Origin of the sequence: Dactylosporangium sp. CA-152071, assembly GCF_050936335.1 — a bacterium.
In the GTDB taxonomy this organism is placed as follows: domain Bacteria; phylum Actinomycetota; class Actinomycetes; order Mycobacteriales; family Micromonosporaceae; genus Dactylosporangium; species Dactylosporangium maewongense.
In genome coordinates, this window is record NZ_JBNJMZ010000002.1 from 3,812,884 (window position 1) to 3,825,163 (window position 12,280).

13 protein-coding genes and 1 pseudogene are annotated in these 12,280 nt (G+C 72.6%); 7 read left to right on the forward strand and 7 right to left on the reverse strand.

Annotated features, from left to right (window positions below):
• Positions 1–36: 36 nt before the first annotated feature.
• The 3 genes from ACQEVZ_RS57080 to ACQEVZ_RS57090 form a co-directional block, all read right to left on the reverse strand.
• Complete coding sequence (locus ACQEVZ_RS57080) at positions 37–1,263, reverse strand: Ig-like domain-containing protein (protein ID WP_433384730.1); 1,227 nt, start codon at positions 1,261–1,263, stop codon at positions 37–39.
• A gap of 87 nt (positions 1,264–1,350) precedes the next feature.
• The gene (locus tag ACQEVZ_RS57085; RefSeq protein ID WP_433384733.1) at positions 1,351–1,707 is read right to left on the reverse strand and encodes a DUF427 domain-containing protein; all 357 of its coding nucleotides are present in this window, start codon (positions 1,705–1,707) and stop codon (positions 1,351–1,353) included.
• 21 nt (positions 1,708–1,728) lie between these two features.
• Entirely contained in the window at positions 1,729–2,274 is a 546-nt protein-coding gene (locus tag ACQEVZ_RS57090) for a TetR/AcrR family transcriptional regulator (RefSeq protein ID WP_433384736.1), read from the reverse strand.
• Positions 2,275–2,367: 93 nt separating this feature from the next.
• On the opposite strand from ACQEVZ_RS57090, the gene ACQEVZ_RS57095 reads away from it, so the two are divergent.
• The 5 genes from ACQEVZ_RS57095 to ACQEVZ_RS57115 all read left to right on the forward strand — a co-directional run bounded on the left by ACQEVZ_RS57095 (position 2,368) and on the right by ACQEVZ_RS57115 (position 6,203).
• Positions 2,368–3,573 (forward strand): MFS transporter, encoded by a 1,206-nt coding sequence (locus ACQEVZ_RS57095; RefSeq protein WP_433384739.1) that lies wholly within the window; start codon positions 2,368–2,370, stop codon positions 3,571–3,573.
• Between the two features lie 95 nt (positions 3,574–3,668).
• On the forward strand, positions 3,669–3,860 hold the full coding sequence (locus tag ACQEVZ_RS57100) for a hypothetical protein (RefSeq protein WP_433384742.1): 192 nt from the start codon (positions 3,669–3,671) through the stop codon (positions 3,858–3,860).
• Between the two features lie 17 nt (positions 3,861–3,877).
• On the forward strand, positions 3,878–4,546 hold the full coding sequence (locus ACQEVZ_RS57105; protein WP_433384745.1) for a VOC family protein: 669 nt from the start codon (positions 3,878–3,880) through the stop codon (positions 4,544–4,546).
• Positions 4,546–5,346 carry an alpha/beta hydrolase gene (locus ACQEVZ_RS57110; RefSeq protein WP_433384748.1) on the forward strand — a complete coding sequence of 267 codons (801 nt, stop codon included), beginning with the start codon at positions 4,546–4,548 and terminating at the stop codon, positions 5,344–5,346. The genes ACQEVZ_RS57105 and ACQEVZ_RS57110 overlap by 1 nt, the downstream gene beginning before the upstream one ends.
• On the forward strand, positions 5,343–6,203 hold the full coding sequence (locus ACQEVZ_RS57115) for a serine/threonine protein phosphatase (RefSeq protein WP_433384751.1): 861 nt from the start codon (positions 5,343–5,345) through the stop codon (positions 6,201–6,203). Before ACQEVZ_RS57110 ends, ACQEVZ_RS57115 begins: the two co-directional genes overlap by 4 nt.
• Positions 6,204–6,266: 63 nt before the next feature.
• On the opposite strand, the pseudogene ACQEVZ_RS57120 reads toward ACQEVZ_RS57115, so the two are convergent.
• Positions 6,267–7,196: pseudogene (locus ACQEVZ_RS57120) on the reverse strand (NAD-dependent epimerase/dehydratase family protein); the annotation flags it as partial.
• Positions 7,197–7,221: 25 nt separating this feature from the next.
• Positions 7,222–8,514 (reverse strand): enolase C-terminal domain-like protein, encoded by a 1,293-nt coding sequence (locus tag ACQEVZ_RS57125; RefSeq protein WP_433384754.1) that lies wholly within the window; start codon positions 8,512–8,514, stop codon positions 7,222–7,224.
• A 63-nt stretch (positions 8,515–8,577) separates the two neighbouring features.
• Here ACQEVZ_RS57125 and ACQEVZ_RS57130 point away from each other — a divergent pair, with 63 nt between their 5' ends.
• Positions 8,578–9,474 carry an ROK family protein gene (locus ACQEVZ_RS57130; protein WP_360559132.1) on the forward strand — a complete coding sequence of 299 codons (897 nt, stop codon included), beginning with the start codon at positions 8,578–8,580 and terminating at the stop codon, positions 9,472–9,474.
• Here the strand turns inward: ACQEVZ_RS57130 and ACQEVZ_RS57135 are convergent.
• Complete coding sequence (locus ACQEVZ_RS57135) at positions 9,468–10,061, reverse strand: DUF4291 domain-containing protein (RefSeq protein ID WP_433386200.1); 594 nt, start codon at positions 10,059–10,061, stop codon at positions 9,468–9,470. The two genes, ACQEVZ_RS57130 and ACQEVZ_RS57135, sit on opposite strands and share 7 nt — an antisense overlap.
• On the opposite strand from ACQEVZ_RS57135, the gene ACQEVZ_RS57140 reads away from it, so the two are divergent.
• Positions 10,055–10,378: a MazG nucleotide pyrophosphohydrolase domain-containing protein gene (locus tag ACQEVZ_RS57140; RefSeq protein WP_433384758.1), complete on the forward strand. Its 324-nt coding sequence runs from the start codon at positions 10,055–10,057 to the stop codon at positions 10,376–10,378. The genes ACQEVZ_RS57135 and ACQEVZ_RS57140 overlap by 7 nt on opposite strands.
• Before the next feature lie 777 nt (positions 10,379–11,155).
• Here the strand turns inward: ACQEVZ_RS57140 and ACQEVZ_RS57145 are convergent.
• Complete coding sequence (locus ACQEVZ_RS57145; RefSeq protein WP_354891015.1) at positions 11,156–12,178, reverse strand: LacI family DNA-binding transcriptional regulator; 1,023 nt, start codon at positions 12,176–12,178, stop codon at positions 11,156–11,158.
• Positions 12,179–12,280: the final 102 nt, after the last annotated feature.

The following is a 12,280-nucleotide window of genomic DNA, read 5'->3' on the forward strand; positions in this document are numbered from 1 at the left end:
ATCGCAAAAATCGGATTTGCCGGACGAAGCGGCGGGTCACCACTGGGCGTAGGGGACGTTCCAGTCGCCGAGACCGTCGGTGAGCTGCAGGTTCTTGGGGGTGTTGCGGACCTCGACGACGTCGCCGACGTCGAAGGTGTCGTAGAACCACTTGGCGTGGTCGGGGGCCACGTTGATGCAGCCGTGGGAGGTGTTCTCCTTGCCGTGCTTGGGGATGTTCCAGTCGGCGAGGTGGACGTACTCCCCCGAGAGCGAGATGCGGCACGCCAGCCGGATCTTCTCCTCGTAGTAGTTCGGGTCGTTCTTGTTGGTGACGCCGTAGCTGGCGGAGCTCATGGTGACCAGGGGTTCCTTGGTCATGAGGACGTGGACGCCGCTGGCGGTCAGGTAGTCGATCTTCTCGCCCTTGGAGCCGACGGTGCCCTTGCCGCCCTTGCCCATGCTGCAGGGGATCCTGCGGACCATCTGGCCGTCGATGTAGCACTCCATCTGCTTGGTGTTGGAGTCGGCGATGGCGATGCGCGACTTGCCGATGGAGAAGTTGGCGGAGGCGTTGGTGCCGCCGTAGACGCCGTTGCCGATGTCGACGCCGAGGAGGTTGGCGCTGACCTTCACGGTGGTGCCGGGGGTCCAGTACTTCTCGGGGCGCCAGTGGGCGCTCTGCGCGCTCACCCAGTGCCACTTGCCCTCGACCTCGGGCGAGGTCGTCACCTTCATGGCCTGCTCGACGGCGTCCTTGTTGGTGACGGCCTTGTTGAAGAAGACGATGACGGGCTGGCCGACGCCATACGTGTTGCCGTTCTTCAGCGCGAGCATCGGGTTGGCCTGGAACGTGATGGACACCGTGCTCGCGGGCTTCAGCGTGGTGAAGGTCGCGGTCTGGTTGACGGCGGCGCCGGCCGCGTCGACACCGGTGACCGTGACGGTGTAGGTCTGCCCGTAGGCGAGGGCGCCCGTCGACTGCCAGCCGTGCTTGTCCTCGGCGAGCGTGCCGGCCAGGTTCTTGCCGCCCGCGGCGACCGTGACGGTGTCGAGCGTGCCGTTCTCGATCGCGACGGTGACCGGGCTCGACGGCGCGACGTCCTTGCTGTCGGCGGCGGGCGTGATGGTGACCTTGGCCGGCTGGGCGGCGCCACCGCCCCCGCCACCCGCGCCGCCGGTCGAGCCGGCGCCGGTCTTCTTCGGCGTGTCGGAGCACCCCGCCAGCACCGCGGCGGTCGCGACTCCCGCACCCGTGACCAGCACCCTACGACGACTCAGCATGTCTCGTCCCTCCCCGCCCGCGAACGCTACCCACACGAAGACGTCTCGCAAAACCCTTCGCGTTGCACACGACAGTGAGGAATTCGGCTATTCCACGGTCAGCTCGACCTGGTTCGGGTAGAAGGCGACCCGCTTCGCGATCGGCTCGACGGCCGGATAGGGCGTCTCGTAGGTCCAGATGACGTTGGTCAGCTCACGGTCGGGGGTGACGACGCTGTAGTACGACGCGTCGCCCTTGAACGGGCAGTGGGTCTGATGCTCGGTGCGCCGCAGCAGCGACTGGTCCACGTCGCCCAGCGGCAGGTAGTACACCGGCGGGTAGGTCGACTCCTGCAGGGTGAGCGCGTCGGTGGTGTCGGCGACGGTGACGCCGCCGACGCGGACCGTCACGCGCCGGCCGGTCGGCGTGACGGTGATCGGGTGGCTCGCATCGGGGATCTTCATGGTCCCGACCCTAGCTCGCGGTCAGGCGGCCCGGCCCGTCGCGAGCAGCCGGTCGACGCACCGCTCGGCGAGGCCCGGGTCGGTGAGCGTCCAGGGCAGGAAGATCACGCGGTAGATGATCGGGGCGACGACCAGGTCGACGATGTCGTCGGCGGCGAACGGCGCGCCGGACCGCGAGGCGAGGACGACGGCCTCGGCCCGGCGGTTGCGCAGGCAGTCGGACTCGGTCTCGCCGGCGGAGGCGGCCCCGCCGCGCAGCAGGGCGGCGTTGACGGGCTTGGCGTAGTGCTCGACGATCTCGCCGGCCCAGGCGACGAGGTCGGCCCGCAGCTCGCCGGTGTCGGGCAGCGGGCGGGTGGGGTCGAGCCGGTAGGTGGCGATGTCGTTGAGCATCGTCGGCAGGTCGCCCCACCGCCGGTAGATCGAGGTCGAGTTGACGCCGGCCCGCTCGGCGACCATCGGGATGGTGACCCGCTCGGCGCCGCGCTCCCGCACGAGGTCCTCGACCGCGGTCCTGATCTGCGCGAGCACCGCGGCGCTGCGACCGCCGGTGCGCTTCTCGGGCATGTGACGCTCCTAACGCAACGATAATTGCTTTAAGCGGCGCCGGAGCGCGTAGCTTCAGCCTAACGCAGAGATTTTTGCTTTAGGGGGTACGCCATGACCACCACCGCTCTGGCCAGACCGTTCACGCTGCCCGCCGGGGTCGCGTTCGCCGGCACGGGTCTCGCGTTCGCGTCGCTCTACCTGGCGGCCGGCGCGCCGACGCCGCTGCTCGTGCTGTTCGAGCGGGAGTGGGGCTTCGCGCCGTGGGTGCTCACCGTCGCGTTCGCCGCCTACGCGCTGGGGCTGCTCGCGGCGCTGCTCGTCGCCGGCTCGCTGTCCGACCACGTCGGCCGCCGCCCCGTGCTGGTCGGTGCGCTCAGCGTCGAGGTCGTCGCGATGCTCATGTTCGTGTTCGCGCCGGGCATCGGCTGGGTGATCGCCGCCCGCGTCGTGCAGGGCGTCGCGACCGGCGCGGCCAGCAGCGCGTTCACCGCCGCGCTCGTCGAGCTGGCGCCGCCGCACCGCAAGCGCCTCGGCACGGTCGTCGCCGGCGCGGCACCCGCCGGCGGGCTCGGCCTCGGGGCGCTGCTGACCGGCACGGCCGTGCAGTTCACCGGCTCGGCGAACCTCATCGTCTTCGGCACGCTCGCCGTCATCATGGTGCTCGGCACGCTCACCGCCGCGCTGTCCGGCGAGACCGTGACCCGCCGCGCCGGCGCGCTCGGCTCGCTCAGGCCGCGGGTGACGGTGCCCCGGGCGGCCCGCCGCGAGTTCGGCGCCGCGATCCCCGTGCACCTGGCCAGCTGGATGTTCGCCGGGCTGTTCATGGGCCTCGCCCCGACGATCGTCCGCGACATCTTCCACCTCGACAGCGGCCTGCTCAACGGCGCGACCGCGTTCCTGCCGCCCGCGGCCGCCGCCGTTGCCGGCTACGCCCTCGGCCGGCAGCACCCGCGCCGCACGATCCTGCTCGGCGGCACCGCCGTCCTGCTCGGCGCCACGGTCGTGCTCACCGGCATCGTCGCCGTCGCGCTGCCGCTCGTCTGGATCGGCGGGATCGTGGGTGGCGCCGGGTTCGGCGCCACGTTCTCCGGGGCGCTGCGGGCCGTCGGGCCGCTCGCCGAGACACACCAGCGGGCCGGCCTGTTCGCGGCCGTGTTCATCGTCGCCTACCTGTCCTTCGGCGTGCCGGCGATCGTCGCCGGGCAGCTCGTCGCCCCGCTCGGACTGCTCACCACGGTCCTGCTGTACGGCGCCGCGATCCTCGCCGCCGCGGCGGCCGGCCTGTTCACCCAGTGGCGGCTCACCCGCCCCGTGTGACCCGTCGGGTGACCGGTCCCGCGCGGAAGCTCTTCAGAGCGGGACGGCGGTGCCGATGTGGACACGACCAGCCCGGCGAGCAGAGGAGACACGGCATGGACGTCGGCTCGATCGCATCGTCCATCACCTGGAGCGTCCCGGCCGCCGGCCGCGGGGTCGACCCCGCCACCGCCCAGGCACAGGTCAACGCGCAGGCCGACACGCTCAGCGCGCTCATGGGCACCAGGCACAACACGGCGGTCGCGGCCGGCCTCTCCGACGGCAAGGGCGTCGACGTCTACCTGTAGGGACTAGATTCGGTCGGATGAAGCGGCAGGAGATCAGCGACGCCGTCGTCGACGTCGGATGGCGGTACATCCTCGGCACGATCATGACCATGGTGCCCGTCGGATCGGTCGGCCAGGCCGCCGAGGTCGCGGCCAGGTGCACCGCCGCCGCCGGCGACGACGCCGACCGGCACCTGTGGCTCGACCTGCGGGCCGACCACGTCCTGCTCACCCTCCAGAGCCTCGGCGAGGCCGCGGTGACGCCCCGTGACATCGAGCTGGCCCGGGCGCTCACCGGGTCGCTGCGGGAGATCGGCCTGAGCACCGTGCCCGCGACCGGCCGGGCCGCCCAGCTCATCGAGGTCGCCGTCGACGCGATGGACATCCCGGCGGTCCGCCCGTTCTGGAAGGCCGTGCTCGGCTACGAGGACGAGGCCGGCGGCGAGGGCGACACCGGCGCGCCCGTCGTCGACCCGCACCGCCTCGGCCCCGCCGTCTGGTTCCAGCAGATGGACAAGCCGCGCGTCGAGCGCAACCGGATCCACCTCGACATCAGCGTCCCGCACGACGCGGCGGCGGACCGTATCGCCGCCGCCCTCGCCGCCGGCGGCGTCCTCGTGTCCGAGGCGGCCGCCCCCGCGTACTGGATCCTCGCCGACGTCGAGGGCAACGAGGTCTGCGTCACCACCTGGCAGGGCCGCGACTGATGCGTGAGGACGCCATCGCCGAGCTGCGCCGGGGCGGTCGCGAACGGGCCGCCCTGCGCCCGGCCGGGCCGCCGATGCCGGTGGAGGACGGCACCGTCGACGGGGTCGGGATCCGCAGGTACGAGCAGCGCGGCCCCGACACGGTCGTCTTCGCCCACGGCGGCGGCTTCGTCCTCGGCGACCTCGAGACCCACGACGCCTTCGCGCGGCGGATCGCCGAGGCCACCGGACGGACGGTCGTCGCCGTGGACTACCGGCGGGCCCCGGAGCACCCGTTCCCCGCCGCGTTCGACGACGTGCTCACGGTGCTGGACGCCGTGCTCAAGACCCGGCCGGACGGCAGGGTGGCGCTCGCCGGGGACTCCGCCGGCGGGTTCCTCGCGATCCTGGCGGCCCTGGCCAGGCGGGGACGGGTCGACGGGCAGCTGCTCGTGTGCCCGGTCGCGGAGGTCGCGCTCCCCGCCACCAGCCGCAGCGTGGCCGAGAAGGGCGCCGGCTTCGGCCTCGACGTCGCGCAGCTGCGGGAGTGGATCGGCTGGTGGGCGCCCGGGGCGGCCCCGGACCCCCTCTCCGAGGACCTCACCGGCCTGCCCCCGGCGCTCGTCGTCACCTGCGAGCACGACCCGCTCCGCGACGGCGGCGACCAGTACGCGCGGCGCCTCCGGGAGGCCGGGGTGCCGGTCGTACACCGGACGGAGCCCGGACTCGAGCACAACTTCGCCCAGTCGGTGCACCAGTCCCCCGCCTGCGCCGATGCCGACGCCCGCTGGCTGCGCGACGCGGCCGGGATCCTGCGATGAGCCGGGCCGAGCGGCACGAGCGGGTGTCCTCGCGGCTGGCACTGCTCAGTGACGCCACGGTCGCGGCGATGCTCGACGACGCGCGGCCGGACGCGGTCGGCATCGGCGGCCACACGGCGACGCTCGACGTCGGCGGGGTGCCGGTGTTCGTCAAGCAGGTGCCGGTCACCGAGCTGGACCTGGCGCACCCGCACTCCACCGCGAACCTGTTCGGGCTGCCGATGTACTGCCAGTACGGGGTCGGCTCGACCGGCTTCGGCGTGTGGCGGGAGCTGGCCACGCACCGCGTCACGACCGGGTGGGTGCTCGCCGGGCGGCACCCGGCGTTCCCGCTGCTGCACCACTGGCGGGTCCTGCCGGCGGGCTTCGCGTGGGAGCGCGTCGACATCGAGGAGCGGGTCGCCTACTGGGGTGACGCGCCGTCCGTACGACTCCGGCTGACGCAGCTCCAGGACGCGCCGGCGCGGCTGGTGCTCTTCCTCGAGCACCTCCCCCGGACCGTGCACGAGCACCTCAAGGACCGGCCGGAGGCGGCGCCCGACGTCGACGTCCAGCTGCGGGACGCGATCGCGTTCATGAACGGCGCCGGGCTGTGGCACTTCGACGGGCACTTCAACAACATCCTGACCGACGGCCGGCAGGTGTACCTCGCGGACTACGGCCTGGCCCTGCACGAGGGCTTCGACCTGACCGCCCCGGAGCGCGCCTGGCTGCGCGAGCACGCCGACTACGACCTGCGGTACACCACCGGGCACCTGGCCACTGGCTGGCGGAGGAGTTCCGCGGCGACGCGGACCGCGCCGCCGTGCTCCGCGGCGAGGCGCCGTTCCTGGGCCCGGCCGCCGCCGCTTCGGTGATGCGCCGGTACGCGGACCGGGCCCTCGTCACGACCGCGTTCTTCCAGGAGCTGGTCACCGGGGCTAAGACGGCGCCGTACCCCGTGATGGCGTGAACCCGAGCAGCCGCGACGCGGCGCCGGTGTCGATCGGGACCCGCCGGCCCGGGATCGGCGACCGGACCGGCACGCCCGGGTGGTAGGTGGCGATCAGCTCCTCGGTCGGCGTGTCGCAGAACGTCTCCGGCGCGGCGACGAAGCACCGGTGGAACCCGGTCAGCGGCACGGTCGCGGCCAGCCAAGCGGCCTCGGCGGCGTCGGCGACGTGCAGGTACGCCCACGAGTTCCGGGCGCCCTTCGCCGGGTCGGCGCGCAGGTCGGCGGCCGCCTTCGCGAGCCGGTCCGTGTCGCCGGTGAACGGGAACCGCAGCGCGACGACGTCCATGCCGTCGCGGCGGTGGAACATCTCGCCGGTCAGCTCGTCGACGAGCTTCGACAGCGCGTACGGGTCCTCGATCTGCGGCGGGGCGGCCTCGTCGAGCGGGTAGTACGGCGGGTGCAGGTCGTGCGGCGAGAACGGCATCCCGAGCAGCGCGTAGCTGCTGGCCAGGACGGCCCGGCGGACGCCGCGGCGGGCGGCCTCGTCGAGCACCACGAACGTGGCCCGGGTGTTGCCGCCGAACACCTCCAGGCCGGTGCCGAGGGTCGGCGCGGGGATCGCGGCCAGGTGGATGACGGCGTCGACCGGCGCGTCGAAGGCCGCCGCGACGACGTCCGGGTCCCCGGCCGATCCGATGACCACGTCGACGCGGCCACCGGCCCTGTTGCGCGCCTCTGGGGCGCCGGCCGTCCCGGCGCCGGAGCGGCCGCCGCCGTCGACCCCGGTACGTGCGTCCGGGGCATCGGCGGTACCGACGCCGGAAACGACATCAGGGAAGGTGACGGGCTCCAGGGACAGGGCGACGACGTCGGCACCGGCGGCGCGCAGGCGGGCGACCGTGGCCCGGCCGATGTTGCCCCCGGCGCCCGGACGACGATCCTCACGGCGCCTCCAGCGAGCCGTCCGGGCGGCGGACGACGGCGGCCCACCGGTCGAAGAGGAACTTCGTCGGCGGGTACTTCGCCGCCTCGGCCTCGTCGACGTCCACGCCCCAGCCGGGCCGGTCCGACGGGTACATGTAGCCCTTGGTCACGTCGGGGCAGCCGGGGAACACGTCGTGGGTGGCCTCGTTGTACTCGTGCGATTCCTGGAACCCGAACGCGTGGCTGGAGATGTCGACCGCGAGGTTCGCCGCGACGCCGACCGGCGACACGTCCGCCGGGGAGTGGAACGCGGTCCGCACCCCGCACAGCTCGGCGAGCGCCGCCAGCTTCCGCGTCGGGGTGAGCCCGCCGACCGCGGACGTGTGCAGGCGGATGAGGTCGACGCCGCCGTCGCGGATCAGCCGGGCCGCGTCGGCGACCGAGCTCACCTGCTCCCCGACCGCGAGGGGCACCGGCGACGCGGCGCGGATCTCCGGCAGCCGGTCGTAGAGCTCCGACGGGATCGGGTCCTCCAGGAACGACAGCCCGTAGGGCTCCAGGGCCCGCGCCAGGACGACCGCCTGCTTCGGGGAGAGGCGGCTGTGGACGTCGTGCATGAGGTTGACGCCCGTGCCGAGCCGCTCGCGGGCCGCCTCGAACAGCGACGGGGTGCCCCGCAGGTAGCGTTCCGGGTCCCAGCCGTCCGGGTTCGGCGAGTCCGGGTAGTGCCCGCCCGTCCCCGCGTGGCCGTAGCTGCCGAGGCCGGGCTCCGCCCGCTGGAGGCGGATGCAGCGGTACCCGAGGGCGATGAGCCGCTCCGCCTCGTCGAGCACCTCGCCGGTGTCGGCGCCGGACGCGTGCGTGTAGACCTCGACGCCGCCGCGGACCCGCCCGCCGAGCAGCTCGTGCACCGGCAGCCCGGCCCGCTTCCCGGCGATGTCCCACAGCGCCTGGTCCAGGCCCGACAGGGCGTTGTTGAGGACCGGCCCGTTGCGCCAGTACGACGAGAGGTGCACCGTGCGGGTGATGTCCTCGATGTCGGCCGGGTGCCGCCCCACGGCGAGGGGGCCGACGTACTCGCTGACGGCCGCCGCCACCGCCGCGTAGCGCTGGGTGAATGTCGCGCAGCCCAGCCCGTACAGCTCCGGCTCCGTCGTCTCGACCTTGACGACGACCAGCGGCAGGCCCTCCGGCGCCGTGACGATCGGCCGGACCCTGGTGATCCGCAGGGCGTCGCGGGCCGGCCACGGCGGCACGGACTCGGGCAGCCCACCGTCCGGACCGAGCAACCGGTTCGGGTCGTGTTCCACGGCTTCCCCCTTCGGCGGTGGTAGCTCATGATCCGTCGATCATGGGTGCGCTAACGTTACGCCGTGCACTTGCCCTCTTCCGACGCCGACACCCGGCCGATCTGGGTCCTCGAGGTCGGGGGCAGCCACGTCACCGCCGCCGGCGTGCTGCTGGACGACCGGCAGGTGATCCAGCGGCAGCGCCACCCGCTCGACCCCACCCTGTCCGCCGACGGCATCGTCGACGCCCTCGCCGGCGCCGCGAAGCTCCTCGACCCGCAGGGCGGCGACCGCTGGGCGATCGCGATGCCGGGCCCGTTCGACTACCGCACCGGCGTGTCCCTGCACGAGGGCGTCGGCAAGTTCGACAGCCTGCACGGCCTGGACCTGCGCGCCGCGCTCGCGCTCGCCATCCCGACCACACCCGACGCGTTCACCTTCGTCAACGACGCCGACGCCTTCCTGCTCGGCGAGTGGGTCGACGGCGCCGCCAAGGGCGCGTCCCGCTGCGTCGCCATCACCCTCGGCACCGGGATCGGCTCCGCGTGGCTCGCCGACGGCAGCGTCGTCACCACCGGCCCGACCGTCCCACCCGACGGCGAGGTGCACTTCTGCACCATCGACGGGGTCGAGCTGGAGGACGTCGTCTCCGACCGTGCGCTCATCCGCGCGTACCGCGAAGCCACCGGCGTGGACGTGGACGGCATGCGGGGCCTGGCCGCCCGCGCCCGCGAGCTGGACGCCGCCGCCCAGACCGTGATCGACACCGCGTTCGGCGCCCTCGGCCTGCTGCTGACGGAGTGGCTCACCCGCTTCGACGCCGAGGTGGTCGTCTTCGGCGGCTCGATGACCGGCGCCTGGGACCTGATCGAGCCGGCGCTCGCCCTCAACCTCCCGGCCCGCCCGGTGTCGGACACGGAGCACGCCGCCCTGATCGGCGCCGCCTGGGCCGCCGCCCACCCGGACGCCGCCGCCTACTGATAGGGCCGCTCGGGCGGCAGCAGGGCCGCGGCCTCCTCCAGCGCGCGGGCCTCGACCAGGGCGTGGATCTCGTGCACCAGGGGCGTGACGTCGCGGATCCCGACGGTCCACTCGTCCACGTACCGGTGGACGGCTGCCCCGCTCAGGCCGAGCTGCAGCGAACGGTGCTCCAGGGGGCGCAGGTGCAGGTCGCGCTCCGGGTCCCACTGGACCCGGACGGGGCTCGTGCGCAGGGCCCGCGACCAGGCCTCGCGGCTCTCGTGAAGGTCCGGCACGTAGTGGCTCAGGCACGCCTCCGCGACGGCCGCGTCGAACCCGTCGCGGCGCAGCCGGACCGCCAGCACGCGCTCCTGGCCTTCCTTGGTGGCCCAGCCGCTGCGGTACATCATCCACAGGAACGACGGCTTGACCCAGGTCATCCTGTCGCGCTTGAACGGCGGCACGAACCGCTGCGCTTCCAGGGCCGGCAGCGCGATCGCAGGGCTGTAGGCCTGGTAGACGGTGATCGTGTCAGCGTCGAAGACGGCGCGGACGGCATGACGGTCGGGCACCTGGAGACCGTAGAAGGTTAGGGTGCGGTGTGTCATTCGCATTGAACGACCTGCCCTCCACCGCCGCCGACGTCGCCGCCCACCTGGACGCGGCCGGCTTCACGGAGTCACCGCAGCTGCGGCAGACCCTGGCCCTCGCCGAGGAGGTCGGCGAGTTCGTCGGCGCGGTCCGCCGGCACGCGGGAATGGCCCGCCGCCCAGGCCCCTTCAGCGACGTCGAGGAGGAGCTCGCCGACGTCGTGCTGACCGCCTTCGTCACCGCCCACACCATGGGCATAGACCTCCGCCAGGCCTTGGAGAAGAAGCTCGCCGTCATCTACTCCCGAGGCTGGAAAGACCCCACCAACGCCTAGCCCCGACCCTCCGCCACGCACGCGACAGACATTGGTCAATGCCCCAAACTGCGCCTTTTGCGCCATCGACACAGCGCGACCAGCCCCAGAACCACCAAAACCATTCGGGATCACGGCCAGAGCACCCCTCGACCATCCGAAGCAGCGCCTTTCCGTGATCCGGAAGACTTCGTGCTGCCATAGCGACACAAAGTCTTCCGGATCACGAGAAGAATCAGGCCACCACGCACGGCGTTCCCATGATCCGGAAGACAGCCGGTCGCCGATCTTCGCTTGCTCCCCGGTGATCGAAATGCAGTTCTGGCCGTCATCACAGCCAGATTCGTCATTCGATCAACAGCAGGCGAGGCGAGATCGGCGGCCGGGCACGGACCCTGTTGATCCGGAGGACTTGTGCCGCTGCAACGACACAAAGTCTTCCGGATCACGAGAACCAGGCGCCCGCGGAATGATCCCGAAGGCTTTCGGTGACCCCGGCTACCAGAACGATTCGGGATCATGGGAAGGCCCGACGCCAGCTCACACGCCGGGCCACCCCGACCTCCGTTTCCGTGATCCGGAAGACTTTGTGCTGCTATAGCGACATAAAGTCTTCCGGATCATGAGGAACCCCCACCCCAGCCACCGCGGAGGGCAACCACCGGATGGGCGCGGATGCGCAATCCGGCCGCGCGGAGCGCTGGCTGTGCGAGCGCGGCGAGCATTGGGGGTCCGGGGTGAGAATCCCCCGGCGGGCCCCGCCGCGGCAGCGGTGGGGAGGCGAGCTATAGCCGAAGGCTACTGGCGGGAGACAGCTCCGGTGGAGCCGCGGACGGTGAGGTGGACGGGCAGCATCACCGACTGGCGCATTGCCGGGGCGGACGGGTCGAGGCGGGACAGGAGCATCGACACGGCGACCCGGCCCGCCTGCTCGATCGGTGCGGTGAGGGTGGTCAGCGGCGGGTGGCAGAAGTCGGCGCCGAAGATGTCGTCGCAGCCGACCACGCTCAGGTCCTCCGGCACCCGGACCTCCCGCTCCCGCAGCCGCTGCAGGATGCCGATGGCGAGCAGGTCGTTGAAGACGATGCAGGCGGTCGCGCCGGTGTTGAGGACCGCGTCGGCGGCGGCGGAGCCGGAGCGGCGGCCGGAGGGGAAGGGGCCGACGCGCGTGAAGGTCAGCCGGTGCCGGGCCGCGACCGCCCGGACGGCGTGCCAGCGGGCCTCGTTCGGCCAGGAGCGTTCGGGGCCCGACACGTAGGCGATGTCGCGGTGGCCGAGGGAGATCAGGTGCTCGGCCGCCTGACCCATGCCGGCGGGGGTGTCGATGATCGCGCTCGGCACGCCGCGGACGTTGCGGTTGATGGTGACCAGGGGGATGTCCTGGGCGAGCGCCGCCAGTGCCCGGTCCGGCAGCCGGGACGCGGCGAGGATCGCCCCGTCCAGGGAGCGGCGCATCTTGTGCAGCAGCTCCACCTCCAGGTCGCCGGAGTCCTCGGTGTCGATCAGCAGCTGCGCGTAGCCGGCGGCCTTGAGCTGCATCTGGGTGCCGCGCAGCACGCCGAAGTAGAACGGGTTCGTCACGTCGGAGACGAGGACGGCGATCGCTCCGGTACGGCCCGAGCTCAGCGCCCGCGCCTGTGAGTTCGGCACGTAGCGCAGCTCGCGGGCCGCGGCCTCGATCCGCTCCCGGGTCGCCGGGTTGACCCGGCCGGGGTTGTTCAGGGCGCGCGACACCGTCGACGCGGCGACCCCCGTGGCCGCGGCGATGTCGTTGATGGTGACGGGCCGGTCACCGGAGCCGAACTGATGCGCACGGGGCATGGGGATGAGAAAAGCAGATGATGGCAAACGATGGCAAGCGGTTGCCACCACAAAGACGGCGCTGATAGCGTCCGCCCCCAAGCAGCAATGAAAGATGCCCGC